General features: G+C 45.1%; 23 protein-coding genes. 6 read left to right on the top strand and 17 right to left on the bottom strand.

What is annotated here, in order from left to right; translation table 11 throughout:
* Positions 1–92: 92 nt before the first annotated feature.
* The 5 genes from DW949_RS11455 (at position 93) to potE (ending at position 6,768) form a co-directional block, all read left to right on the top strand.
* Positions 93–941, top strand: a complete 849-nt coding sequence (locus DW949_RS11455) for a DUF4116 domain-containing protein (protein ID WP_199595893.1) — start codon at positions 93–95, stop codon at positions 939–941.
* A 148-nt stretch (positions 942–1,089) separates the two neighbouring features.
* Positions 1,090–2,166 carry an ATP-binding protein gene (locus tag DW949_RS11450; RefSeq protein ID WP_118023346.1) on the top strand — a complete coding sequence of 359 codons (1,077 nt, stop codon included), beginning with the start codon at positions 1,090–1,092 and terminating at the stop codon, positions 2,164–2,166.
* A gap of 5 nt (positions 2,167–2,171) precedes the next feature.
* Entirely contained in the window at positions 2,172–3,581 is a 1,410-nt protein-coding gene (locus DW949_RS11445) for a VWA-like domain-containing protein (RefSeq protein WP_118023349.1), read from the top strand.
* Between the two features lie 385 nt (positions 3,582–3,966).
* Complete coding sequence (locus tag DW949_RS11440) at positions 3,967–5,160, top strand: acetyl-CoA C-acetyltransferase (protein WP_118023345.1); 1,194 nt, start codon at positions 3,967–3,969, stop codon at positions 5,158–5,160.
* A gap of 270 nt (positions 5,161–5,430) precedes the next feature.
* The gene (potE, locus tag DW949_RS11435; RefSeq protein ID WP_118023344.1) at positions 5,431–6,768 is read left to right on the top strand and encodes a putrescine-ornithine antiporter; all 1,338 of its coding nucleotides are present in this window, start codon (positions 5,431–5,433) and stop codon (positions 6,766–6,768) included.
* Positions 6,769–6,854: 86 nt separating this feature from the next.
* Here the strand turns inward: potE and DW949_RS11430 are convergent, their stop codons facing one another.
* Positions 6,855–7,715 carry a hypothetical protein gene (locus DW949_RS11430; protein ID WP_118023343.1) on the bottom strand — a complete coding sequence of 287 codons (861 nt, stop codon included), beginning with the start codon at positions 7,713–7,715 and terminating at the stop codon, positions 6,855–6,857.
* Positions 7,716–8,141, bottom strand: coding sequence for a hypothetical protein (locus DW949_RS11425; protein ID WP_118023342.1), 426 nt, complete (start codon positions 8,139–8,141; stop codon positions 7,716–7,718).
* A 148-nt stretch (positions 8,142–8,289) separates the two neighbouring features.
* Between DW949_RS11425 and DW949_RS11420 the strand changes: the two genes are divergently transcribed.
* The gene (locus DW949_RS11420; RefSeq protein ID WP_118023341.1) at positions 8,290–9,555 is read left to right on the top strand and encodes a DEAD/DEAH box helicase; all 1,266 of its coding nucleotides are present in this window, start codon (positions 8,290–8,292) and stop codon (positions 9,553–9,555) included.
* Between the two features lie 71 nt (positions 9,556–9,626).
* Here the strand turns inward: DW949_RS11420 and bioB are convergent, their stop codons facing one another.
* The 15 genes from bioB to DW949_RS11345 all read right to left on the bottom strand — a co-directional run bounded on the left by bioB (position 9,627) and on the right by DW949_RS11345 (position 26,327).
* A complete protein-coding gene (gene bioB / locus DW949_RS11415) occupies positions 9,627–10,619 on the bottom strand; it encodes a biotin synthase BioB (protein ID WP_118023340.1) in 993 nt (330 codons plus the stop codon).
* A gap of 308 nt (positions 10,620–10,927) precedes the next feature.
* Complete coding sequence (locus DW949_RS11410) at positions 10,928–12,970, bottom strand: LTA synthase family protein (protein WP_118023339.1); 2,043 nt, start codon at positions 12,968–12,970, stop codon at positions 10,928–10,930.
* A 61-nt stretch (positions 12,971–13,031) separates the two neighbouring features.
* Entirely contained in the window at positions 13,032–14,039 is a 1,008-nt protein-coding gene (locus DW949_RS11405; protein ID WP_118023338.1) for an NAD-dependent epimerase, read from the bottom strand.
* A gap of 22 nt (positions 14,040–14,061) precedes the next feature.
* On the bottom strand, positions 14,062–15,228 hold the full coding sequence (locus DW949_RS11400) for a nucleotide sugar dehydrogenase (RefSeq protein WP_118023337.1): 1,167 nt from the start codon (positions 15,226–15,228) through the stop codon (positions 14,062–14,064).
* A gap of 26 nt (positions 15,229–15,254) precedes the next feature.
* On the bottom strand, positions 15,255–16,244 hold the full coding sequence (locus tag DW949_RS11395; RefSeq protein ID WP_118023336.1) for a glycosyltransferase: 990 nt from the start codon (positions 16,242–16,244) through the stop codon (positions 15,255–15,257).
* A 15-nt stretch (positions 16,245–16,259) separates the two neighbouring features.
* Positions 16,260–17,189, bottom strand: a complete 930-nt coding sequence (locus tag DW949_RS11390; protein ID WP_118023335.1) for a glycosyltransferase — start codon at positions 17,187–17,189, stop codon at positions 16,260–16,262.
* 364 nt (positions 17,190–17,553) lie between these two features.
* Entirely contained in the window at positions 17,554–18,774 is a 1,221-nt protein-coding gene (locus tag DW949_RS11385) for an O-antigen ligase (RefSeq protein ID WP_199595892.1), read from the bottom strand.
* 14 nt (positions 18,775–18,788) lie between these two features.
* Entirely contained in the window at positions 18,789–19,721 is a 933-nt protein-coding gene (locus DW949_RS11380) for a glycosyltransferase family 8 protein (RefSeq protein WP_118023334.1), read from the bottom strand.
* Positions 19,718–20,485 (bottom strand): glycosyltransferase family 2 protein, encoded by a 768-nt coding sequence (locus tag DW949_RS11375; RefSeq protein ID WP_118023347.1) that lies wholly within the window; start codon positions 20,483–20,485, stop codon positions 19,718–19,720. The genes DW949_RS11380 and DW949_RS11375 overlap by 4 nt, the downstream gene beginning before the upstream one ends.
* 143 nt (positions 20,486–20,628) lie before the next feature.
* Entirely contained in the window at positions 20,629–21,510 is an 882-nt protein-coding gene (gene dapA, locus DW949_RS11370) for a 4-hydroxy-tetrahydrodipicolinate synthase (RefSeq protein ID WP_118023333.1), read from the bottom strand.
* 26 nt (positions 21,511–21,536) lie between these two features.
* Positions 21,537–22,574, bottom strand: coding sequence for an aspartate-semialdehyde dehydrogenase (locus DW949_RS11365; RefSeq protein ID WP_118023332.1), 1,038 nt, complete (start codon positions 22,572–22,574; stop codon positions 21,537–21,539).
* 37 nt (positions 22,575–22,611) lie between these two features.
* Positions 22,612–23,409, bottom strand: a complete 798-nt coding sequence (gene dapB, locus DW949_RS11360) for a 4-hydroxy-tetrahydrodipicolinate reductase (protein WP_118023331.1) — start codon at positions 23,407–23,409, stop codon at positions 22,612–22,614.
* Positions 23,410–23,583: 174 nt separating this feature from the next.
* Positions 23,584–25,290 (bottom strand): DNA repair protein RecN, encoded by a 1,707-nt coding sequence (recN, locus tag DW949_RS11355; protein WP_370448751.1) that lies wholly within the window; start codon positions 25,288–25,290, stop codon positions 23,584–23,586.
* A 3-nt stretch (positions 25,291–25,293) separates the two neighbouring features.
* On the bottom strand, positions 25,294–25,749 hold the full coding sequence (argR, locus tag DW949_RS11350; RefSeq protein ID WP_059076013.1) for an arginine repressor: 456 nt from the start codon (positions 25,747–25,749) through the stop codon (positions 25,294–25,296).
* Between the two features lie 2 nt (positions 25,750–25,751).
* Positions 25,752–26,327 (bottom strand): class I SAM-dependent methyltransferase, encoded by a 576-nt coding sequence (locus tag DW949_RS11345; RefSeq protein WP_118023329.1) that lies wholly within the window; start codon positions 26,325–26,327, stop codon positions 25,752–25,754.
* Position 26,328: the final 1 nt, after the last annotated feature.

The raw sequence follows: 26,328 nt of genomic DNA, 5'->3' as shown, positions 1-26,328 counted from the left end.
CGCAAAGAGATTTAGCAGTTGTAAAACAGCTGCAAAAAACGTAAAATAAAAGATATAGAAAAACGTTTATCGTAAAGGAGGTGCCTGAAACCATGTACAATACCAGCGTATCGGTTCCACCGCCAAATACAAAAAGCACAGAAGATTATATGCGGATGATCAAAATCAATCCTTTTTCTCTGCAGCATATTCCCAATCCTACGGAAGAAATGAAATTGACGGCCCTGCGCGAAAACGGACTGGTCCTTGAATTTATCGATCATCCGACAAAAGAAATGAAACTAGTCGCTTTAAAAAATACCGCCAAAGCCATTCAGTTCATTCCCGATGCTCCCAAAGAGTTACTGGAACAGGCAGTGCACAAAAGCTGGACAAATCTGGCTTACATCAAACACCCACCGGAATGGCTCATTATGGAAGCCATCAGTCAATCGGGATGGGCCATCCAGTATGCAGAAAATCCCAGCGAAGAGCTGCAGATGGCTGCCATAGAGCAGAATTACGATGCCATCCGGTATATCAAACATCCGACGCCCCGCGTCCAGGCGGCCGCGGCGGCCATCAACTACACGGCCCTGCGCTATATAGACAAGCCTTCCTTTGAAGCCCAGTGTATTGCCATCGCCAATAACGAGCAGGCCATCCGTTTATTCGTCGATACGGATACAGAAACGCTGCTGACGTTTTTGAAAATCAATATTCTGGTCATCCGCTATCTGCCACGCAACCGGCTCGTCAGTAACGATGACCTGAAACGCGTCCTGAAAGAAACCTTATCGCGGGACGATGTCCCCGAAAAGTATGTACGGGACTTTATTGACTGCCGCCGTATCGAGACAGATTACGGCTGGAGTCCTGTAGACAAATTGTTATTTGTATATCGCTATGGAAGCCGGAAGGCCAAGCAGATTACCGTCGATGAGAAATTGAAGATCCAGTAAAAGTCACACCACATGCTTTAGGAGATACACCGTTTCTTCTTTACCATTTGCTGGTCATCGTTTATTATATTAGTATGTAGTAGGATATCATTTGTTACATCATATATTATTGTTTTATTAGATTTTATAAAGATAGGATGGAAATTTCATGAATTACAATGACACACTGCAAAGTGTAAAACTCGTTTTGGCCGCTCAGGCCGTTCCGCTTCTCATTGGTGAAACGGGGATTGGTAAAACCGCTCTGGCAACCGATCTGGCTGCAGAAAATGGATGGACACTCATCGATATCGATGGCAATATTTTAAAAGAAGGGGAAATCGGCGGCCTGCCTACCGTAGAAAACCGCACGACCGTCTACGCAATCCACCACAAACTGCGGGAAATCGATGAAGCTCTGGCTGCCGGTAAAACGGTCCTTCTCTTCATTGATGAAATCAACCGCTGTGAACATGCTGTACAGCAGGAATTGATGAACCTCATACTCAATCATGAAATCAACGGCTACCACCTGGATGAAAGCGTACGCATCATCGCTGCCATGAATCCGACCGATACCTACGATTATCAGACCGTAGAAATGGATGACGCCCAAAAGAACCGTTTCGTCTGGTTATATATGGAACCGGATTATATGCAATGGCTGGACTGGGCTGCCGCCAAAGGAATCGAACCACGGGTCATGGAATTTATTTCTACATTCCCAGACTACCTGTCCCAGCGCAATGAAGACGATATCAATGCCACACCGCGCAGTTACGAACGGATTTCCGATATTTACCGCATCTATGCCAAACATCCCGAATCCTATTCAAAAAACGTCTTTTTCAATGTAATCCGTGGTAATGTCGGAAAAGTCATTGCTGAAGAATTCGTCAATTTCATCCAGTCTGACGCACAGCCACTCGTATCCTATGCCGATGTATTTGCCGGTCCGTCTATGACAGCAGAAACAATCAGCAAAATCGAAAACGAATCCCATACCCGTCTGTATCTGGCTGCCAAAAATATCCTGCGTCAGCTCGACAGCAAACTCGCAGAAGGTGCCATCGATCCCGACCAGGCCATCGAACGGCTGGTGACATTCCTGCACTACTATCCGGTCGATCTCATGATAGGCGTAATGAAAGATATCCGCAACAATACGAAAGAAGTCGGAAAATACGCCCTCAAAAATGACCACTTTATTGATGCTTATTTTAAAACCTACGAAGCAATCGGGTGATTGTATTGGATAAACAACTCCGTACTGAGGCTATACTCCTCGACCAAAAACTCAATCTCTGGGCCGATAATGAAATGCGCCTTTCCGATAAAGCCTGTCGCGCAGAGGATCTGCCGGCAGACTTTGTCCGGGAATTCTTTGAATTTGTCAGCAAAATCAGCCTGAAACTCCTGGATGACAAAGATAATTTTTATGGATATTTCTTCTTCCAGATGGGAAAAGAAATCCGCCTTAACATCGGTTCTGCCACGGCGACGAATTTCAAGGGAGCAAAGTATGTCATGTATTTCAATCCCTTCATTTTCCTTCCCCTGACGATTGACCAGATGGGAAACTGCATCCGCCATGAAATCCTGCACATCGTCTTCCAGCACCTGCAGCGTGCCAAAGACCTGCAGGACCATTATAGCAAGCTGGCCCTGAACCTGGCCATGGATATCGTCGTCAACACCTATCTGCGTCCCATGCCCGATGACGCCGCTACGCTGGACTGGGTCAATCTGCAATACCACCTGTACTTGACACCGTTTGGTACATTGGAAGACTACGTACAGGAAATCCAGGAAGCCATCGACAAACGGGAAAAGACGACGACGGTTACCGATGAAGATAATACAGCTGATACGGATATCCTGACAAAATTCGATCCCCTGCGCACCCATGACGTCTGGAACGAATCGGATACGATAGACGCCCAGCTCCTGGGACGATTTACGGAAAAGTACGTCGATGCCGCAAGCCGGGGCAATCTTTCAGATCATATCGCCAATGCCATAGCCCAGATCAAGGACAGCAACCATACCCTTCCCTGGCATTTCTATCTGAAGAAATTGGCCGGTACCGTAGCCAGCGGCAACAAGAAAACGACGGCCCGCCGCAATCGCCGCCAGCCCGAACGGCTGGATCTGCGGGGGCAGCTGCGCAATTACAAGGCCAAAATCTATATTGCCCTCGATATCAGCGGCAGCATCAGTGACGACGAATTTAAACAGGCCATGGAAGAAGTCTTCCAGATTGTACGGGAATATAAGACAGAAATCACGATTATCCAATGTGATGATCACATCCGCAAAGTATACACCGTCCGGACAATCAAAGACCTGCAGGCACGTCCTGCCGGCCGGGGCGGCACCTGCTACGCACCGGTCATCGAATATGCCAATAAGCATAAAATAGACCTTCTTCTCTATTTTACCGATGGCAAAGGTGAAGACAAGCTGCGTACCGTTCCATCAGGCTACAAAATCCTCTGGCTCATTGGCGGCAACGGGGATGACCTGTCTCTCGACAACCCCTATGGCATTGTCAAACGGCTTCATCCGCTGGAAGAAGAAAACTCGGCTGCCGAATTCTTCTTTGTCGAAAAAGGCGGATATTCCATGAATAATCAGGAAGGAATCAGCCTGAATTTCTAGATGGAGATCTTTATACAGTTTGTGAAATTTATCCCAATTAGCGCATTTTGACATATACCGTTTATTATGTGCTGTATTTTCGAACGCGTTCGTAAATGCATATTTTGAATATAAAAGGTAATTGTGTATTCTGTTTAGGAAATGTTGGAGAATAAATATGAGTATTTGGTATAGAATTCCTTCAATTTTTACTTGCAAATCCATGTGAAAAAATGTACTATATACACATAGAGATTGTGAAATTTAGAACTCAACTTTTTCATCGGGAAAAGCGGCTCCCCTCACAATCCCCAAGCAACAGGATATAAATAGTGTTCATGTGGCAGATATTACATCTACTAACAGATATACTATTTTATTTGTATTCAGAAAGGGTGGTTTTTCAATGAAAAATGTAGTCATCGTAAGTGCAGCTCGTACTCCTATCGGCAGCTTCAACGGCCAGTTCAAAGACGTAACAGCTGTTCAGCTCGGTATCGTTGCTGTCAAAGCTGCTATCGAACGTGCTAAAGTTCCTGTAGATCAGATTGATGAAGTTATCATGGGTCATGTTCTGACAGCCGGCTGCGGCGAAAACACAGCCCGTCAGGTAGCTCTCCATTCCGGTATTCCTCAGGAAGTTCCTGCATTTACTATCAATAAACTGTGCGGGTCCGGTCTTCGTGCTGTATCCCTCGGCGCTCAGCAGATCGAACTCGGCGACGCTGACTGCGTAATCGTCGGCGGTATGGAATCCATGTCCAATGCTCCGTATGTTATCGCAAAAGCACGCCGCGGCTATCGTATGGGCAATGGCGTCCTCGAAGATACGATGCTCCGTGACGGCCTGGTTTGCACAGAAAATGGCTACCACATGGGCGTAACGGCAGAAAACATCGCATCCCGCTTTGGCGTAACCCGTCAGCAGCAGGATGAATGCGCTTACAATTCCCAGATGCGTGCTGCCAAAGCTCAGGCTGAAGGCAAATTCGACGCTCAGATTGTTCCTGTAACGATTCACAACCGCAAAAAAGGCGATATCGTCATCACGAAAGATGAACATATCCGTCCGGAAACCACAATGGAAGGCCTTGCTAAATTAAAACCGGCTTTCACAAAAGACGGCACAGTTACAGCTGGTAACGCTTCCGGTATCAACGATGCTGCCTGCGCACTGGTTCTCATGAGCAAGAAAAAAGCCGAAGAACTCGGTATCAAACCGATTGCTGAAATCCTTGACTGGGCTTCCGCAGGTGTTGAACCGGCTATCATGGGTACTGGTCCTATCCCGGCCTGCCATAAACTGTTCAAGAAGACCGGCCTCAAAATGGAAGACTTCGAACTGGTTGAACTGAACGAAGCTTTCGCAGCTCAGGCTGTATATTGCTGCCAGCAGCTCGGCGCTGACATGAGCAAAACAAACATCTATGGTTCCGGTATCTCCCTCGGTCATCCCGTAGGCTGCTCCGGTGCCCGTATCCTCACGACTCTGCTCTATGCATTGGCAGAACCGGGCCGCAATGGTTCCCGTTATGGCCTCGCTTCCCTGTGCATCGGCGGTGGCCAGGGTACAGCCGTAGCAATCAAAATGTGCGACTAATTCCGACTAGATGGTCTTAAAAAAGACAGTCACTTTATAGTGGCTGTCTTTTTTTCGAAAATTTTTTACTAAAAATGCCAAAAACGTCCAGGTTATACATTTCAAAAAATTATTATATCATTCTATTTTTTTATCGAAAAACCATTTAATTTTCATAGCAAACATGCTACAATGTACTAGCTTTAAAAAACGGGCTATTTTTTACAATACTATGACAATGGGGACGGCCTGATACGACACGCCCCCAGCCCTAAGAAAGAAGGACTGATAATGAAAACTTCACGTCGTAAAATGTCTTTGGTCCAGCTGACTTTTGTAGCAGCGGCCAACATGCTCGGTGCCGGTATCATCATGCTGCCGACGAAACTTGCCGAAGTAGGCACGATTTCGATTATTTCCTGGATTATTACTTCTCTCGGCTCTTTAGCCCTGGCACTGACCTTCGCCCGATGTGGTATGTTCTCTACCAAGCCGGGTGGCATGGGAGGCTATGCCGAGTATCGGTTCGGATGTCTTGGACATTTCATGACAAGTTATTCCTATTCCGTCTCTATTGTCATTGCAAACGTAGCCATTGCTATTTCAGCAGTCGGTTATGGCGCCGGTTTCTTCGGCGCTGAACTGACGCCGTTGCAGACATGTCTATATACCATAGCACTTCTTTGGATCGCTGCTGCACTCAACTTCAGCGGTTCACGCTACTCCGGCAAATTAAGCACCATAACTATCTGGGGAGCCATCATTCCTGTTTTGGGCATTTCCCTCATCGGCTGGTACTGGTTCGATCCCCAGCTGTGGGTCAGCTCGTGGAATCCGAACCAATTTGGTCTGGGAGACGCTATTGGCAATTCTATCGCCCTCACCCTCTGGTCATTCCTGGGATTTGAATCGGCAGCTGTCAATATGGATGCCGTAGAAAACCCGCAGCGTGCCGTCCCCATTGCGACGTTTGTCAGCACCGTTGCCGTTGCCATCATCTACGTAGCATCGACCAACGTCATTGCCGGTGTCGTTCCCAACAACGATATTCTCAATTCAAGCGCTCCGTTCGGCCTGGCTTTCGCCACCATGCTCGGTTCTACAGCAGGAAAAGCTGTCATGGGCCTCATGGTCTTCTCCTGTGCCGGTTCTCTTCTTTCCTGGCAGTTCACACTGGCCCGGGTCTTTAAAACAAGCGCCCAGCGCGGTCTGTTCCCGAAGGTATTTGCCAAGGTCACCGATGCCGATGTTCCTCTCAAAGGCATGATGCTCATCCTGGTCATGCAGAGCTTCTTATCTCTTATGACCATCAGCCCGACCCTGGCCGAACAATTTGAAAACCTCGCAAACCTGGCTGTCGTTACCAACGTTATTCCCTACATTCTCTGTTCTGCAGCCCTCAAATCCATTCTGGACACAGAAGGTATCTCCAATGCCCAGTGCAACCGGAATACGGCTTATTTCTTTGCCGGCGTTTCTATCATCTACTGCTTCTATGCCATGACCACACTGGATCTGCCCACCTTCCTCGGTGGCTGTGCCGCTGTCTTCATCGGCTGGATGACCTACGTCGTGCGTTTTGTCGTTATGAAGCAGCCATTTATGCATGAACAGCGGGTAAAAAGCTGAATATCTGTATGTACAAAAAAGCTGTCCAACAAAGGGCAGCTTTTTTGTATTTGTCTGCAATATGTGATTGGCAATAAGATGAGTCCCTATGCCTGGCTCCGGTGCAACCGGTTCCAGATAAGTGGAATGAGATTGCTGCAAGCCACGGCAGCTATGATAGAAATCGTTTCTCCAGCAAGAGGGACAAGCAGCGTCAGAATACTATTTTCCGATAGTGGCGTATGACCTACGACAAACCGGATATAGGGAGAAGCCGGCATATTGAGGGCCAGCCAGGCCAGACTCATACAGAGAATCCGTATGAGCTGAACGATACGGTCACCCGTTTTGGGAAATCGTTCTTTTGCAGGATAAAAATATAGTGCGAACGAAGCCAGAACAAAGGCGATGAGCAGGAAAACGCAAAGCCCGAGGAGAATAAAGACGCCAATGAGCGGCCCATCCAGATTCGTCGTGTCCAGTACAGGAAAGAAGCACATCGTCATAAACGAAAGGGGGACAGGCAGCGCATACAGCACCGGGTCGAGAAATTCCGACCAGGCATATTTCCTGCGCCGTTTTTTCCAGAAATCAAAGCCCCAGGCCAGCAGATTTTGTACAAGGATCGTTACGATCATCCAGCACGCATACAGAATGACCCGGCTATAGTAATTCTGCCATAGACTCGTACCTATCAGGCTGTCAAAAAAGCCTGTAATCAGCATAAGTCCTGTCAGGGCGCCATAAAAATACATCCCCGGGGAGGCATACAAGGTATATCCCTGATTTTTCACCTGGCGATGACGTTGTAACAATGGCACCGTCAAAGAACCCAGGGAAAAGACAAGAAAAGATAAAACCGTAAGAAATCCTTTATCAGAAACAAACGCCCCAAAAGGGACAGGAATCAGCCAGACGCACTGCCAGGCCAGATGAAGCCCATAGGGACGCCACGATGGGTTATTCATTTACACACTCTCTTTTCTGCAGGTATCATGAAACCGGCTCAGGACATAGGCTCCCAGCATAGTTGCACACAGTTCACCATACATGATACCGATAAAAACAATATCACGGCCGACTGTAGGCCATTCCCAGAAAGAAGATGTCTTCCATATCTGCCCCATAAAGGCACTAAATGCCCCTCCGACAGCTACCAGTACCAGCCAGGCAATGACAAAGCTTGTACGGCTGATACGGGCCTGTTTCAGGCCAAACGTCGCTTCTTTCGTGCCCACATAAGCCAGGGGAATCAGAAAGGACAGAGCCAGATGGGATATGAGCGCAACAGCCGCACTGGACCCGCTGTGAATCGTATAGGATCCAATGGGAATGGGAATAATAAAAAAGCTCATAAATACGCATTGACGGAAAATATCGCGCCACCAGCTCATGCTATCTGCCTCCTGAAAGAAAAGTCATTTACAGTTTAGTATACCAAATTTCAAAAAGAATGCCTAGAGTTGAATCTTATGGTATAATAAATAAACACATGTAAAAGAGACATACATTATTTTTTTGAATAGAGAAAGGTATACTCCCATGAAAACATTCCAGACACTCGGCATCACGCCGGAATTGACCAATCTTCTTCATATGCAGGGCATCAACGAACCGACGGCCATCCAGGCCCAGTCCATTCCTGCCATATTCAAAGGCCGCGACATTCTGGCCCAGGCCCAGACCGGTACAGGCAAAACGCTGGCTTTCCTCCTGCCGGCCCTGCAGCAGATCCGCACCGATTTATCGCGTGAACAGGTCCTGATCGTCGCACCGACCCGCGAACTGGCCAAGCAGATTGCCGACGTCGCCTCTTCACTGGCACCGGCTCTGTCTGTGGATGTCCTCAGCCTGATAGGCGGCAAAACAATCGAAAATCAGCTTCAGAAGCTCCATCGCCACCCTCATATTATTATTGGTACCCCCGGACGGCTTCTCGACCACTGTGGCCGCAATTCCCTCGATTTATCCCATGTCCGCCGGGTGATTGTCGATGAAGCCGACCAGATGCTCCAGTCGGGATTTCTCGAAGACATCGATACGCTGATTGCCATGACACCGGCCAGCAGGCAGCTGCTTTTCTTCTCTGCCACGATTCCCGATAAAATCCGCAGTCTGGCAAAAAAGCATATGACTCATCCACTGGTCCTCAATATCCTTGAAGGCGATACGATTGCGCTGGAAACGATTGAACAACGGATTTATATGGTACAGGAAGACAAGAAACTGGACCTTCTCTGCCAGATGCTGACCGACATGAATCCCTATCTGGCTATTGTCTTTTGTAATACAAAGGACCGCACGTCCTGGTTGGCCGGGGAACTCATTGCCCGGGGATTCAATATTGGTGAACTCCATGGCGATATGAGCCAGGGGCGGCGCAGCCAGGTACTGCGCGATTTCGCCAGGGCCCGCACCCAGATTCTGGTCGCAACTGATATCGCCGCCCGGGGCATCGACATCGAAGGCATCACTCACGTCTTCAGTTACGATGTACCCCACGACGTCGATTACTATATTCACCGCATCGGCCGTACAGGCCGTGCCGGCAGTGAAGGGCTGGCTATCATGTATGCTACCGCTGCCGACGAAAACTGGGTACGTCGTATTGAACACACCATAAAAGCGACAATCACCAAATACGCAGCCAATGGCCAGATACGGATCAAATCGAAAAACGAGGCGCCAAAGAAAAAGAAAGTATATAAAGACAAGCTCCCGGCCAGCACCTATCAGGCTACGAAGGGAAAACGCCACAAAACGCTCCATAAAGGTGGCGACAACCGGCGGCGCCGGAAAAAACAGTAAACCAGTAGTAAGTAAAAAACGGAATCATCCCTGCAAGACATCACACCTTGCAGAGATGATTCCGTTTTTTTCTAACAGGTTCCGCACGTTTCTGCCCCGTCATCATTCGTAAGGCCCAGTTGCCTGAGCATTACCATATCTTCGGCAATCGTCGTTCCCGATGTGGTAAGCATATTTCCCGTAATCGATGCAGAAGCGCCGCTCAAAAGAGCCGTTGCTCCATTTTCAGGCAACAACTTTCTGCCTGCTGCCAGACGGATATTGGCTTCCGGATTGATAAACCGGAAAAATGCAATCGTGCGCAGCACATCTTTCCCATCCAGCTGGGGACGGTTTTCCAGCGGTGTACCAGGAATCGGCATCAAGGCATTGACAGGAATAGACTGGATGCCTAATTCAGCCAGACTGATGGCCATATCAAGACGATCTTCCCATGTTTCTCCCATACCGATGATTCCGCCGGAACAAACGCATAAACCTTCCTTCTGGGCCAGGCGGATCGTCCGGATACGGTCATCATACGTATGAGTCGTGCAAATCTGGGGGAAAAACCGCCGTGACGTCTCGATATTATGGTGATAACTGGTCACTCCCGTTTCATGAAGCCGGTGCAGCTGCTTAGCCGAAAGCAGGCCGTGAGACGCGCATAAACCGATATGAAGAGTGCGATGCATTGTACGGTACACATCGAGAGCCCGTTCGAAATCCTCCCCTGCCAGGGCCCGTCCTGATGTCACAATAGCAAACCGGTTGGCACCAGCATCCTGATTGGCTCTGGCATTGGCAAGGATTTCTTCTTTAGGCAGAAACCCGTATTCCTCACAATCAGTATGATGACAAGCCGCCTGGGCACAATACTTGCAGTCCTCTCCACAACGGCCACTGCGGCCATTGATAATCGTGCAGAAATCGATATGATTCCCGCAAAAATGTTTCTGCAATACACCGGCCCCGTGCTGCAATTCTTCAAGAGGCGCCTGAAGAAATACTTGTAAATCATCACCCCGCTTGAACCGATAGCCGGCTAATACCTTTTCCGTTATTTCTGCAATACTATACTCCATTGTCTGCTTTTCCTTCCCATTATTATCAGACTGATATGACAACCTCTATTATACCCCCTTGCACTCTATACGTCAACTTATTATATACAACTTATTGGTTAACAATATGAAAATGCTATCACTTTTTGCTATTCGTTGCTATATATACGGAAAATCATCCGTTTCCTCGACAAAATATCCGACATTGCTATAGCCTGCATGGAACAAGCAACAAAGCTCCATCCAATGTGATTGAAAACAAACACATTGGTTGGAGCTTTGCTAAACACAAATGCACACACAGGAGCGGTGACTGCCAAAATGCCTTTCTACTGCTGAAGAATGTCTTCTTTTTTTTGTAGCAGTTCCGGATGACGCACCATATAACCTGTCAAATTCTTCCACGCCGTGCATTCATCTACATAGGGAATCGGTCCTTCACAAAGTTCATCTTCTTTATGATGATTTCCCAAAGGCTGGTAAAATTCATTTTCAAAAGTTCCATATGCATCTGGTCTGAGCCAATGATATGGCGTAACTAAATGGTCGATAGGTTCCGTAAGCGATGAAAATAAAGAATAATATGTAAAGCCTTTTGGCGCAATCAGCTCAATGACAGTAGGCATGATATTCATATGGCCGCCTATAGTATTTCCAGCAAAAATATGCTGATCCAAGTCTTTATGATACATCATGAAAACCGGACAATGCTGTTCCCGTATGGAACAATCCCGATTCATAATAGAGGTATGTTGCAGTGGCGTCATATTAATAGCATGATCAGCTGTAACAATAAAAAGGCTATCCGGATAGGCAGCGCGCATACGATCAATAAAAGTACCAATGGCCTGATCAGAAAGCCAGAACGTACCTAAATTTTCCTGCAAACTCTTATTATGCTTGATATCATCAGGCGCATCGGGCATAACACTTTCTGTATTATATCCATACTTTCTCAGATTGATTTTAAACGGCCCGTGATACGATGTGGTATACACAAAATGAAATTCCGGCTTCCCAGAATCAGTCTGTTGAATCAATTCAGCTGCTTTATCTAAAAACACATTATCATAGACCCCTACCCACGTTTTAGGAGCTTTCGGGCCACAGAAGTCAGTAGCTGTCATTACCCTGTCAAAACCACAAGCTGGTGCAAATTGATTAAAATTACCATACGTCACGTTTCCACCATACCAATAAGTAGAAGTATATCCTAATTTTTTTAATTGTAGCGGAAATGCGGTAGGCACCGTTCCCTTCCAAAATGTTTCTTTTTCATTCAGTTCCAGTCCTGCATCAAAAATCCCCGACATGAGACTTACAATAGAAGGTCTGGAAATAATCCCTGATGAAAGAGAATTAGACAAAACAGCCGTATGAACATCATTCATTAATCTTTTGCCGCCTGATGTCAGATTCAAACAAGCATAAGCAGGATCAAACAACTGCTGTAAATAACTTTCACCAACAATTAAAAAAATATGAGATGGTTTTTTTATCCTCGGACCGTTTGCAATATGTCTGAATGCATACACAGGATTATGGTATGACATAATATCGTTTGTGCCAGCAGGTAATACAGACTGCAATGACTGTAAATCTTCTTCATCGCTATGGGTATATGCATCATTCAATTTATGTTTCTTAACTTGTTCCAAGGCAACTAAATCATCGACAGTTGCTTTAGCAAAAAAAATATCTTTTTTTACAATACTCGGTATAGTATCCCATTCTGGCTTGTCGTCATGCGAAAGCGTACCGCCATATCGAAACCAGTAAAATCCAAGGATAATACCCACACATACCAGTATATTAAATAGATACATACCTATAGAAGATGTGAAAACAGGATATGGAATACTTGGCAAGGATAAAAAACTTATTATCCAGTACTTAACAATCCACCAATACGGAATCCCTGCCAGTATAAACAGGAGGCCATGATCCTGATGAAAGAAAACATCAACAAGATTATGCTTTTCTGCTTTAGCACCTAAACGGACTATCTGATTATACGTATCATGAAAATGATTATAAAATATCATTTTTCCCACAAAAGCAGCATATAATACCAGTGCATACACTAATCCTGCATATAATAAGATATCATTTTCTAACGCATGGTAAGAAGTGATGAACAAACCTGGAATGGAAACCAGAACCAAAGGCAGCAAAAAAACATAGGCATTAAAATCCATGCCCCACCAGAATCCATATCGAAAACAATGCCATACTACCTTCCAACGACCTTTTAAGCTGGGATAGGGAGAATACACCTTTATAAAAATGGCCCGGAATATGGCACATAAAATAGGAAAAACTAAAAATAATTTGATATCCTGCTGCATAGATAAAAAGAATTGTTCAAACACAATGACACCTCATATACAACGATACATAGAGTTACATATATATAAAAAATAAACCAACTTATCAATTTATATCATAATACTTTTTATACCAGACAGCAAATTCCCCTAATCCTTCTTCAATCGTCGTTTCCGGTTTAAAATCAAAGTCTCGCTGCAGATCTGTGACGTCTGCGTAGGTCTGATATACATCTCCCGGCTGCATGGGCAGGTATTCTTTTTCTGCAGTCTGGCCCAGTGCATGTTCCAGTACTTCAATAAAATGCATGAGTTGTTCCGGTTTATGGTTGCCAATATTATATACTTTGTACAAGTCTCCCAGTTCATTGGCTTTAGGTGGATTGCAAAGCATGTGCTCAATCCCCGTTACGATATCATCGACATAGGTAAAGTCCCGGTACATGTCTCCATGATTGTAAATCTGGATAGGTTCGCCTTTACGGATTTTATTGGCAAATTTGAAATAGGCCATGTCTGGCCGTCCATAAGGGCCATACACAGTGAAGAAGCGGAGTCCCGTCGCAGGAATGCCATAGAGATGACTATACGTATAGGCCATGAGTTCGTCTGATTTCTTGGTTGCCGCATAGAGGCTGATAGGATGGTCTACATTATCGCTCGTGGAAAAAGGCGTTTTCTGCTGATTACCATATACAGAAGAACTGGAAGCAAACAGCAAATGCTCAACCGGATGATGACGGCAGGCTTCAAGAATATTAAAAAATCCAATGATATTGGAATCAATATACGAACGGGGATGGTCGATACTGTAGCGTACTCCCGCCTGGGCAGCCAGATTGACGACAATATCCGGCTGGAATGTTTCAAACTGTTCATTCACCGTATCCGCATCAGCCAGGTCTCCTTTGACAAAGGTAAAAGACGGATAATCTTCTAATATATGCAGACGGCTTTCTTTCAGACTGACATCGTAATAGTCATTGAGATTATCCAATCCCAGTACAGTCGTCCTCATATCCAGCAGACGTTTTGCCAGATGAAATCCAATAAAACCGGCAGCACCGGTAATCAATATTTTTTTCGATGTATCAAATGGTTTATATGTTGCCATGGTAATACACTCCTTGACTAGATTAATCCCGGGTAAATAAATCCCTTGTATAGACCTTATCTTTTACATCTGCTAATTCATCAGACCAGCGGTTTGTAAGGATAATATCACTTAGTTTCTTGAACTCATTCAAATCACGGATAACACGAGAGTGGAAAAATTCGTCGTCTTTCAACGTCGGTTCATAGACGACGACCTCGATGCCTTTCGCCTTGATGCGTTTCATGACACCCTGTATAGCGGAAGCGCGGAAATTATCGGAATGGCTCTTCATAGTCAGCCGATAGACGCCGACGATACGGGGATTTTTGGCAATAATCATATCAGCGATATGATCTTTCCGTGTGCGGTTGGCCGCAACAATAGCAGAAATCAGATTCTGCGGTACATCCTGATAGTTGGCCAGAAGCTGCTTTGTATCCTTTGGCAGGCAGTATCCGCCGTATCCGAAAGAAGGATTATTATAAAAATCTCCGATGCGTGGATCAAGGCAGACACCATCAATGATATCTTTTGTACTAAGTCCTCTCATTTCGGCATACGAATCGAGTTCATTGAAATAGGCAACACGCAATGCCAGATACGTATTGGCAAAGAGTTTGATGGCTTCCGCTTCGGTCGATCCGGTAAATAGCATAGGAATATCTTTTTTTATGGCTCCTTCTGCCAAAAGATTGGCAAAAACATGAGCTCGTTCCGACCGTTCGCCTACGACGATACGTGATGGATGGAGGTTATCATACAAGGCCTTGCCTTCCCGCAGAAATTCCGGAGAAAACATGATATTGTCTGTATGGTAAACTTCTTTGATGTGCTGTGTATATCCAACAGGAACTGTCGATTTGATGACCATGACCGCTTCCGGATTGATATCCAGTACTTCTTCAATAACAGATTCGACGGATGAGGTATCAAAAAAATTTTTATCCGGATCATAGTTGGTCGGCGTCGAAATAATGACAAAACCAGCTCCGGCAAAAGACTCTTCGGGGCGGAGTGTCGCCTTGAAATGGATGTCACTGCGCTGTAAAAACCGGGAAATATCATCATCAATGATGGGCGATATTCCCTGATTCAGCATATCTACTTTTTCAGGAACGATATCCAGTGCTACTACTTCATTATGCTGTGCCAGAAGCATACTATTGGAAAGCCCAACATATCCTGTCCCGGCAATCGCTATTTTCATTTCATTACCTTCTTTAAATAATTTTTTTATAATTTATATCGAATTCTCAAAACACTGTACCAGAATAGACATTGAATCCGCTTCCACGTTTTCCCTTTTTCACCATAAACTTCGGCTAATTTCTTAAAACTGTGATAATATGAAGGCTTCTTTGGTGGCATAGGATTTGGCATACTTTCCCAAAAAGAAATATCCAAATAATGGCGCCATAATTCATCATCCGAATCTAGGACCAATTCCCACGGCTTGTCACGGCCTGAATAATGAATCAAGATTCCTTGGACACTGAAATCTTTATCTTTATGATGGAATAAATATGGAATAGGCTTCATGTTACCATCAATGACAAGATTCAGCAAGTCCTGCGTCTGCCCCTTAAATCGTCGCGGATCAGCACCTTGATAACTGAAAACTTTTTCTGTGATTTTTTCCCGAATCCATTCATTGACATCAATCCACATAAGTCCATCAGAGAAGTAGACGTCCTGCTTCATTTTGAGGAAAGCAACGCGGTCCGGCGTATGGTAAGTCAGTGCCCCGATGGCTTTACCCTCTAAATCGGTCGTCAAGAATTGTTTCAGACTACCGACACAAATCATATCGGAATCGAGATATAAATAATGATCCGTATAATGCCGCAGAATCCAAGGCATGACGATACGGATATACGTAACCCGTGAAAAACGAGCGACTTTAATATGGAAATTTTGATAAATACTCATGTCCATGACGTAGAGATAAATATTACAACCATACTTTTTCGCCGTTTTTTCCAAGTTATCCTTATTTTCTGGGCTATAACTATCAACAAAAACGTGAAAATAAAAAGCGATGTCCTTATTCGTTTCCAGGATTGATGTGATTTCAGCTCCTAAAGGCTTAAAAAATAGATCGTTGATATTAAAACCGATATGCATGGGCGACCGTTCGTCATCAGTCGGTAAGTACTTAAAATCGTGTTTTTCCGTATATAATTTTGCATGTTCAAAATAATCTGTCGTAAATTGATTTGCCATAATTCCTTTCCCCCATTAAATAATTTGTATCTTCTTTTTCCGCAATATATATTCAAAACGGATACGCCGGAAGAAATCTAAGTACTGGTCAATAAATTTTTTCTGTGAATACGCCATAGACCGCAGTCGATACCTGTCATTATCAGACCGTACAAAATGGAAAAATTCACGGGCTAGCTTCTTATTAAGCCGTTCGATATAAAACGTATCGGTCATATGTTCTTCTCGAATCAGATCATCACGCAATTTTTCCGTACAGATACAGATATCAAGTAACCGTTTATACCCACCACGAGCTATACTAGTCGGATTTTTATAATAATAGTATAAGCATTTGTCCGTAATCATCATACGCTTACTGCGATAGAGATACCGGCCTGAGACATAATTATCCTCCGAATGGCAGCGTTCCGGCGATATGATTCCCATAACGATATGCCGACGATACACAGCATTCCAGACAACTTTACACAAGAACTCGGTGAAATATAATTCAAAGACGTGGACTCCCGTAATCAATTGATTGGCAGTATGCTTATCTCGCGGCAAGATAGAATCTTCCGTTTGTCCATCAGAACTAACGACAGAACAACGAGCTATATCTAATTGATGTGCTTCTATCAAACGGACTAACGTCTCATACATGCTGGGATGGAGCCAATCATCACTATCAACGAAAGCAATATACTCCCCTTTGGCAAATAAAAGTCCATTATTCCGGGCACCGCTCAAGCCTTCATTTTCCTGATGAACGGCTATAATCCGGTTGTCAATCTTCGTATATTCATCGCAGATGGCTCCACAACCATCTGGTGAACCATCATCAACTAAAATGATTTGTAAATTTTTATACGTTTGATTCCGAATCGAATCGACGCACCGTCGCAAATAAGGTTCGACCTTATACACAGGAACGATAACTGATAATAACCCCTTTTCTTCCATCTATCTTCTACCCACCTTATTCAGTGTTTACTCAAACCATAACTCCCCAGCAATCCAACTTATTACTAGTTTCAATACTGCCAGATATGTCAGCACTATGTTTTTTCCCTTCAATTCCAGAATTGTCATTACCTGACGAACGTATCATAGTTATTATCGGGTACTCTAAAATCAAATGCTGACAACACAATCACGCCGCCAATGTATCGCTGGGTTAACTTGCAATTTGATTCCAGCTATACTTTCTAATATGCCAGTCTTCTTAAACGTGGATGATACAACTGTGTAAAAATTCGGAAAGAAACCGAAGCATTCCGTAATCAAACCTGCAATATAACAATTTATGATATATAAAAACAACACATCAGGCATCATCATACAATCGTAAGCTACATCCTGTAACAAACCAAAGGGTTTTTACTGCGGCTGACATTCCCCATGTGTAATCAAAAAAGCCTACAACGATAAAACCAACCCAAGCACAAAAACCCATTAAGATATATGGGCTATCCCATCTCCTGAACATCCAAAGAGAATAGACCATGAATGTTATTAAACCAATAAACCCCAAAATCCCGCTGTCTACAGCTGTCTGGACATAGATATTATGGAAGTGACCGAGTCCCTGCGTATCCGCTGCAGTGCGATAACTTTGGAGATAGACCTTTCCGCCTTGTAAGATTCCATAACCGATAACAGGTTTTTCTTGTACCATGACTACCGCGCTTTTCCAAGCTTCAACACGGTCGCCATTTGACCGATCCGTTGTTATATTCACAATAGAAGTTGCACGTTGATGTAATTGAGGAGTTGCTACTATTGCACCGCCTATACAAATAAGAATCGTCACTAATGCAAAAAATTTTTTAGGGCTCCATTTCGCACCTTGATAGAGCACAAATGGCATAACAGATAAAATTCCCACCCAGGAACTTCTCGTTCCACTAGCAATTGCCCCAAAGACAATGCACACGGCACAGAATAACATCCAATTTTTATGCCGTATATCTTTTCTCCGTGAAATCCAAAAGATAATACTAGCTGGGAAAATCGTAGCAACTATGCTGGCATGGCGAAGCCAACCATCTCCGAGTCCTTGTGCCCGAGGGGCCTGTGTGATAACCCGCTCAGCAAGTGTTACAAGTCCATCTATAGCCATAAAAGCAATAAAGAAAATTAAAGCCTTCTTGATAGCCTCATTATCAATCTTTAAAAAGACCAACATAATTAGTACAAGAAACCGTAGCACAAAATAATCAATGTATTTAGCAATTGAATATTCAGGATTCAAACTAAAAATTGCAGAAGGCAATATCATTAGTGCAAAAAATACATAAACTAAAAAATATCTTTTAATTTGTTTCGATAAAAATAATTTTTCACCAGAACGATATCTCTGACAGGTGTCAATAATAAAAAACACGATAGCAAATGCATAGAATACATTTCCGACAGCAATAGTAAGACGCTGTACACATATTGCCAAAGTAAGCATGATAAGGCATAAATGATTGAATTTTACTTTATGTATAGGACCGATTATCTTCTTCCCCCAAATTAAAAATGTTAAATTATTTAACGCCATTAACCTTCACTCTTTCACCCTAAAATCTTTTTCCAAAGGCCCGCCCATTCCATACGTAAATTCTGTCTTACAATGGATTTTCCTTTCATATCTGCACCAGGCTTTGGCATTGGACTATTTTTAAAAGTGGTCCAAGGTAAATAATCATAATAGAACTGATTAAAAGGTCCGTTCAAAGAAAATTCCCAAGGTTTATATCTTCCAGCCCAATGAAAAACAGCCGGATTCTTTATTGCTTCTAAAGCCCTTGTTCTAAGCGAGGTACGACATAATACTTTTAAAGGCATCATAAACACAGGTGGAATAACGTTCCATCTAAGTGGAATATTTTTCCAATTATTCATAAACACTTTATTCAATCCATCTTGATCATGATGACGAAAAGAATGTTTAGTTACATTATCAATGACTAAACTCCCATATTTTTTTTGCCGCCACTGTTGCAAATCAATGACAAGAACCCCCGAATTAAAATAAGGAGTTCCTTCTGGCAATCCTAAAGTCTCAAACTTTTGCCGTCTCATCCGTTTAGATTTCAAAATACCAAAATCACAAACTGCACCTATCGGTTTCCCTTCCAGGGAAAGGGCCCATAGCTTCTCCACATCATCCAGCACAACTAAATCTGTATCAAAATAAATAACCTTTGTTATTGTTTCTGGAAGCACTTGATCAATAGTAAGCCGCAAATACGCAGCTTTACTAATATGATCACTCGTAAAACCTTTAATGTCATCACTATTTACAGAGATAAACTGAACTTCTCCTTTTAAATTATGTACAGTCTGTGCAATTCGATTTTGATTTTCTGGTAAAATATCATCACTCAAAATATAAAAATGAATCTTTTCTGGACGTGCTGTATTTTTCAAGACAGAAGCACATGCTACCGCTAAATGCTGTGCGTATTTATTATCTGATGCAAATACAATAGAAATTTTATTCATCTTTTCTTTCCTTTATTTCGCATTTGTAATTCGTATAATTTGACGTATTTCAACATAGTATAAAATCCATGCTGTACACACGAAATAATTCCCATCCAGCCATCTAAAAAAGCACCTTTGATAAGTAAGGCACGCAAAGTCCCTAAACTTGCATGTAAAAAGGCAGTTCCCAAAGTTACTCTTTTTCCTTGTTGATATCGTTCCTCCGCCCAAATCGTTGTATAATAATCAGCTTTCATTAACCATTGATGCCAACTATTATAGGTGTAATGTTCAATGTTTCCCTGCAATGTTTTTCTGTCCAATGGGCATTCTGGATGTTCATGTACTTTGCTTACCCACTTTACCTGGGTACGTGGAAACATCCGATATACTGTATCCGGCGCAAAAATACCATGATGGAAATGGTATCCATTAAATACCATGTTTCTTTTCATTCCATATTGTGCTCCCTTATCACCATTCTCAAGAATCTGATGGATGGCTGCAATGAGTTCATCGTTAAGCCGTTCGTCTGCATCAAGATAGAGGACCCAGTCTGCTTCTGTCTGTTCCAGAGCGAAATTGCGCTGTGCGGCAAAATCATCATCCCAGGCACGGAAAGCAACATTCGCTCCCTGCGCCTTTGCCAGCTCTACCGTACGGTCCGTACTTCCTGAATCAATGACAATCACCTCGTCCGTGCACTTTTTAGCATTCTGGACGACATCGACAATATTTATTTCTTCATTTTTTGTCAGAATCAATATAGCTAATGAATTCACAGTGAATTCCTTTCTGTGTGCAACCTGTATAAATGGGCATATAATCACATAATATTGTACCATATCGTGCCCCTAAAGTCATGGTCTGACAGAAAAAAGAGAGGCTGCCGTAGAGACAGTCTCTCTTTCATATGCATGGAAGCTTACATCTTGCCAATGTCTTTCAACAGTTGTTCGCATTTTGCCCGTACTTCCGGTGTGGCATCGACGAGGGGCAGACGGAACGGGCCGGCAGGATAGCCGAGCATGTTCATCATTGTCTTGATGGGAACGGGGCTGACGGTGCAGAAAATCCCTTTCATGAATGGCAGGTATTTCTGATGCAGTTTGGCTGCTTTCTGGACATCGCCATCTTTATGGGCCTGGATCATTTCATCCATTTCTTTGCCAATGACATGTGCTGCTACGGATACGACACCTTCGCCGCCTACGGCAACGATGGGCAGTGTCAGGTTGTCATCGCCGCTATAGAGATGGAACCCTTCCGGTGCATTGGCAGCTACATACCCGGCATAATCAAGGTCGCCGCTGGCATCCTTCAGGCCAATGATGTTCGGGAAATCGTGGGCCAGCTTGCATACTGTCGGCGGTTCAATTTTGCCACCTGTACGCCCCGGTACGTTGTAAATGAAGATAGGCAGTTTCGTCGATTTGGCAATAGCCGCAAAATGGGCATAGCAGCCTTCCTGATTCGGTTTATTATAATACGGCACGATGCAGAGAATGGCATCGACACCTGTTTCTTCTGCTTTTTTTGCCAGTGCAATAGACTGGGCCGTATTATTCGTTCCGACGTTGCCCATGACCAGCGTCTTGTCTTTCAGGGCATTGGCTGTCATCTTGAAGAGTTTCAGTTTTTCGTCTTCCGTCATGACGGCGCCTTCGCCAGTCGTCGCCGCTACCAGGATACCAGCGCCTTCATCGGCATATTTTTTTGCCAGATCGACAAAGGCTTCATAGTTGACAGAACCATCTTCATGAAACGGCGTAATCATCGCCGTAATAATATTAGGAAAAGTTAACATATACATTCATCTCCCAGTTCATTGATTTACTTAATCATATCATGGGCCAGCATGTATTCAGCAATCTGCAAGGCATTGAGTGCGGCCCCTTTACGGATCTGGTCGCCGGAAACCCAGAGGTTGATGGCCTTCGGATTATACAGGTCTTTACGAATACGGCCGACGTAGCAGTCATATTTTTCCGATGTATAGAGAGGCATAGGATATTCCATTTCTGCCGGATTATCCTGCACCTGTGCACCAGGGAATGCATTGATGGCTTTACGTACGGCTTCTACATCCAGTTCGTCTGCCGTTTCGACCATGATGGATTCAGCATGGCTGCGGAATACCGGTACGCGGACGGTCGTCGCCGTAATAGCAATGCTGTCATCGTGGAGCATCTTGTGGGTTTCGTTGACCATTTTCATTTCTTCTTTGGTGTAATCGTTGTCCAAGAACTTATCAATCTGCGGAATCAGATTGAAGGCGATAGGATAGTGCTTGGGCAGGCTCTTGCTCGGCAGGATCTTCGGCTGCATTTCTTCCCCTTTAAGATATGCTTCCGTTTCTTCCTTGAGTTCATCGATTCCTTCCTTGCCAGCTCCCGAAACAGCCTGATAGGTGCTGACCACGATTTTCTTGATTGGCGACAGATCGTGGATTGGTTTCAGTGCCATGAGCATGATAATCGTCGAGCAGTTCGGGTTGGCAATGATGTTTTTATGCCAGGCAATATCTTCCGGATTGACTTCCGGTACAACGAGAGGTACTTCTGGATCCATGCGGAACGTGCTGGAGTTGTCGATGACGACACATCCCCGTTTTGCCGCTTCCGGCCCCAGTTCTTTACTAATCGAGCCACCGGCAAACAAACCGATATCGACACCATCAAAAGATTCCGGCTTGGCTTCTTCAATCGTATATTCCTGGCCATTTACGGTCATTTTTTTCCCTGCTGAACGGTACGAAGCCAGTAACTTCAGCTGGCTGTATGGAAAATTCCGTTCTTCAATGAGACGGATAAATTCCTGTCCTACGGCACCTGTGGCGCCCAAAATAGCTACTACCGGTTTCTTTGTCATTCTGAATTCCCCCTATTATGCCGGTTCTCGCATGGTTTTATAAGAAATTTTCCAGACCGAATGTCAGGCCCGGATGAGAACCGACTTTCTTTACAGCCAGGATTACGCCTGGCATGAACGATTTGCGGTCGATTGAATCATGACGGATTGTCAGGTATTCCCCGTAACCGCCAAAGAGTACCTGCTGATGAGCCACATAGCCGGGCAGGCGGACGCTGTGGATGGGGATGCCATCTACTTTGGTACCGCGGGCCCCTTCGAGGCTTTCATGGGTCTTGTCCGGTGCCGGTTCGATGCCGGCTTCTTTCCGGGCTGCGGCAATCATATTAGCTGTCATGATAGACGTGCCCGATGGTGCATCCAGCTTATTGTTATGGTGCATTTCGATGATTTCGACATCCGGCAGATATTTTGCGACTTCCGTGGAAATTTTCATCATGAGGACAGCGCCGAGACCAAAATTAGGAGCAATAAAAATGCATGTTCCCTTAGCCAGTGCCAGTTTCCCCAGTTCGTCCCGCTGGTCAGCCGTAAGGCCTGTCGTACCGACTACCATGTTGACACCATGTTCAATGACCGTTTTAGCATTATCAAATATAGCCCGGGGCGATGTAAAATCAACGACAACATCGGGCTTTACGTCATCAATCGTCTTTCCCAGATTGTCACGGACAGGCATATGCAGCGTGCCGATCCCAGCAATATCACCCAGGTCTTCCCCGATATGTGTAATGCTGACACCGCCTGCCAGTTCCAGATCTTTATCTTCATACACGGCTTTTACTACCTGGCTACCCATGCGGCCATCTGCACCGTTTACGAGTACCTTCAGCATACTATCACACTCCCTAATGCAGTCACGGTAAGGATTTATGTATCCCCTTACCCTGCTAATATATAAAAATAATATACCTTATATTCATCTTAGTCAAGGTAAACGCCTGTATACATAACATATTATGTATACATAAATCGTCCGATTTGTCATAGTATATCTCTATATCAGTCATTACTGCTGGCTGCAGGCCGGCTTATGCTCCCGTACCTGAGAGATCAGCTGCCGTGCTGCCGTGATACTGGCCGGGCTTGTATCGTCACCGGCAAACATGCGGGCAATTTCCCGGATATGGTCTTCTTCGCTCAGAGCCCGGACCTGGGTGACCGTACGGCTATCTTTTTCTTTCTTATAAATGAAATAATGGTGATCCGCGCTGGCGGCCGTCTGTGGCAGATGAGTAATGCAGAGCACCTGACCGCGGCTGCTGAGTTTACGTATTTCCGCGGCTACCTGCAATCCCGTCTGTCCACTGATCCCGACGTCGATTTCGTCAAAAATCATCGTCCGTCCTTCGACTGAATCGGGACCGTTAGCCTTTAGTGCCAAAGCAATACGGGATACTTCCCCGCCGGAGGCAATTTTAGCCAGAGGCTGCATGGATTCCCCTTTATTAGCAGAAAAATACAGCTCAATAGCTGCTGCCCCTTCTGGCGTAATATCCTTCATGGGTTCCATGTGAAAAGCAATACGGCTGTTGACGAGGCCCAGACGGAACAAAGTATCTTCCATCTTCTGCCGGAACACCTTGTCGGCAGCCGTGCGCAGTTCCATGAGTTGTCCCGCTTTCTGGCGGAGGGCACGGCTTTCCTGATGTATCTGCTTTTCCAGTTCTGCCAGCGTATTTTCCGACTGGTCCAGACGGCTGAAATCAGCTTTCGCTTTTTTCAGGAAGGTCATAATATCGGAAATCGTAAACCCGTATTTCCGTTTTAGTTTTTCGATAGAAGCCAGACGGGACTGCATCCGGTCCAGAGCGTTTTCATCAAAGGTAAACGTATCGGCATAACGCGCTACGCTGTCATGGATATCTTCCAGCTCATACGAAAGTGTCTCGACACGCGCAGCCAGTCTGGCAAAAGACGGCTCATACGCCGATGCCTTTTCCAGGCTGCGATGGACTTCATCAATTTGTTCCGTCATGCCTTTCTGCCTGTCCCCTCCTTCGAAGGCATAGAGCGCCGTCCGGAGCGTATCCTTGATATGTTCCGAGTGAGACGCCTTATTGATGGCTTCTTCCAACTCTTCATCTTCTTTTTCTTTGAGCTGTGCCCCTTCGATTTCCTTAATCTGGAAATCGAGGATACTCAGGAGGCGTGCCTTTTCCCCTTCATCTTTCTGCAGCTTCTGCGCTTCCCGGCACAGGCCATGCCAATGGGAGTACATATTGTCATACTCCTGACGCACCTGTTTCAATTCCGGTGTCAGGGAATCGAGAATCGTCACATGGTATGCCGGATCAAAAATGAGCTGATTGTCAAACTGGCCGTGGATATCGAGGAGAAAAGCCGAAATGGTGCGCACGACGCTGGTTGGTACCAGTGTGCCATTGACCAATATAGACCCGCGGCCGCTCTTGTGGAATTTACGGGAAATAATAAGCTGCCCGTCTTCCCATTCAATGTGATTCGCCTCTAATACCTGCTTCATAGCGCCGGTTTTATCTAAAAAAAAGAACGCACCCTCAACGAGGAATGCGTCTGTCCCCTGGCGGACAAAGGACGCAGAAGCCCGTTTGCCGCAGAGCATGCCGATGGCATCGAGAAGGATAGACTTCCCGGCCCCTGTTTCCCCTGTCAGGATGGTCACACCATCGGCAAAGCTGATGTGCAGGTCTTCAATCAGGGCGAAATTATGGATATGCAGTGACTGGAGCATCATCCATCATTCCTTCATGAGCGTTACGATGACTTTCGTAATCTTGGGAACGCTTTCTGTACTGTTCGTAATGATCAGGATGGTATCGTCGCCAGCGATGGTGCCGATGACATTTTCCCATTTTGCCAGGTCGATAGCAGCAGCTACCATATTGGCCGACCCCGGCATAGTGTGGATGACGATCTGGTTCAGTGCAGAATCGACACGGACGATAGAATCCTGGAACAGGCGGGCCATACGGTTTTTGGACATGAGCATATTCTGTTCCTGGCTCAGGGCGTAGCGGTAATGGCCGTCACTGGTCGGAACTTTGATGAGCATCAGTTCTTTGATATCCCGGGATACTGTAGCCTGTGTTACTTCAATTCCTTCTTCCTGAAGGGCCTTGGCCAGTTCTTCCTGTGTTTCAATCGGACGGGACTGCACAATTTCTTTTATCTTCGTGTAGCGGAATCTCTTCATAATTACCCTCTTTTCTGTACAATATATAGTTGCGGCGGACAATGTATCTGGTTCAGCGGCTGCCACATAGAGACATCGTAGTCTTTCTGGGGCACTGTCTGCAGATAGGTGCGGACGGCGTTCGCTTCGGCGGCCCCCGCATCCGTGCCGGGATACGCTGCTAACATAATTATCCCATTTTTCGCAATTTTATGCAAGCCTATTTTTATAGCTTTTACAGTTATTTCACCCGTCGTATGAAGGGCGTGGTCTCCCGAGGGCAGATAGCCTAAGTTAAATACGATCAGATCCACTATGTCCGGCACCTGTTCCAGTAGCTGGTCATGGGAGCCCTGCAACAGATGTACCCGGTCCGAAAGAAGCTGCTTATCACGGAGACGCTGCCTGGTCGCCGCAATAGCACTATCCTGAATGTCAAAGGCATACAGGGACGCGTCCCGGGCCATGCGCTCTGCCAGAAACGCCGTATCGTGCCCATTGCCACAGGTCATATCGACGAGAACCCTGGCCATGGGGACATACGGTTCCAGCAGCATATGCGACACATTGACAGCATTTTTCAATGGATACCATTCCATA

Origin of the sequence: Megasphaera sp. AM44-1BH (assembly GCF_003467125.1) — a bacterium.
Lineage (GTDB): Bacteria > Bacillota > Negativicutes > Veillonellales > Megasphaeraceae > Megasphaera.
The sequence above is the reverse complement of the archived record's forward strand: the minus strand, read 5'-3'. Positions and strand labels throughout refer to the sequence as shown.

What these genes read in the sequence shown, in the direction of transcription:
- DW949_RS11455 (WP_199595893.1), top strand. Translation starts at nt 93, where the DNA reads ATGTACAATACCAGCGTATCGGTTCCACCGCCAAATACAAAAAGCACA.
- DW949_RS11450 (WP_118023346.1), top strand. Translation starts at nt 1,090, where the DNA reads ATGAATTACAATGACACACTGCAAAGTGTAAAACTCGTTTTGGCCGCT.
- DW949_RS11440 (WP_118023345.1), top strand. Translation starts at nt 3,967, where the DNA reads ATGAAAAATGTAGTCATCGTAAGTGCAGCTCGTACTCCTATCGGCAGC.
- potE (WP_118023344.1), top strand. Translation starts at nt 5,431, where the DNA reads ATGAAAACTTCACGTCGTAAAATGTCTTTGGTCCAGCTGACTTTTGTA.
- DW949_RS11430 (WP_118023343.1), bottom strand. Translation starts at nt 7,715, where the DNA reads ATGAATAACCCATCGTGGCGTCCCTATGGGCTTCATCTGGCCTGGCAG.
- DW949_RS11425 (WP_118023342.1), bottom strand. Translation starts at nt 8,141, where the DNA reads ATGAGCTGGTGGCGCGATATTTTCCGTCAATGCGTATTTATGAGCTTT.
- DW949_RS11420 (WP_118023341.1), top strand. Translation starts at nt 8,290, where the DNA reads ATGAAAACATTCCAGACACTCGGCATCACGCCGGAATTGACCAATCTT.
- bioB (WP_118023340.1), bottom strand. Translation starts at nt 10,619, where the DNA reads ATGGAGTATAGTATTGCAGAAATAACGGAAAAGGTATTAGCCGGCTAT.
- DW949_RS11405 (WP_118023338.1), bottom strand. Translation starts at nt 14,039, where the DNA reads ATGGCAACATATAAACCATTTGATACATCGAAAAAAATATTGATTACC.
- DW949_RS11400 (WP_118023337.1), bottom strand. Translation starts at nt 15,228, where the DNA reads ATGAAAATAGCGATTGCCGGGACAGGATATGTTGGGCTTTCCAATAGT.
- DW949_RS11395 (WP_118023336.1), bottom strand. Translation starts at nt 16,244, where the DNA reads ATGGCAAATCAATTTACGACAGATTATTTTGAACATGCAAAATTATAT.
- DW949_RS11390 (WP_118023335.1), bottom strand. Translation starts at nt 17,189, where the DNA reads ATGGAAGAAAAGGGGTTATTATCAGTTATCGTTCCTGTGTATAAGGTC.
- DW949_RS11385 (WP_199595892.1), bottom strand. Translation starts at nt 18,774, where the DNA reads ATGGCGTTAAATAATTTAACATTTTTAATTTGGGGGAAGAAGATAATC.
- DW949_RS11380 (WP_118023334.1), bottom strand. Translation starts at nt 19,721, where the DNA reads ATGAATAAAATTTCTATTGTATTTGCATCAGATAATAAATACGCACAG.
- dapA (WP_118023333.1), bottom strand. Translation starts at nt 21,510, where the DNA reads ATGTTAACTTTTCCTAATATTATTACGGCGATGATTACGCCGTTTCAT.
- DW949_RS11365 (WP_118023332.1), bottom strand. Translation starts at nt 22,574, where the DNA reads ATGACAAAGAAACCGGTAGTAGCTATTTTGGGCGCCACAGGTGCCGTA.
- dapB (WP_118023331.1), bottom strand. Translation starts at nt 23,409, where the DNA reads ATGCTGAAGGTACTCGTAAACGGTGCAGATGGCCGCATGGGTAGCCAG.
- recN (WP_370448751.1), bottom strand. Translation starts at nt 25,290, where the DNA reads ATGATGCTCCAGTCACTGCATATCCATAATTTCGCCCTGATTGAAGAC.
- argR (WP_059076013.1), bottom strand. Translation starts at nt 25,749, where the DNA reads ATGAAGAGATTCCGCTACACGAAGATAAAAGAAATTGTGCAGTCCCGT.
- DW949_RS11345 (WP_118023329.1), bottom strand. Translation starts at nt 26,327, where the DNA reads ATGGAATGGTATCCATTGAAAAATGCTGTCAATGTGTCGCATATGCTG.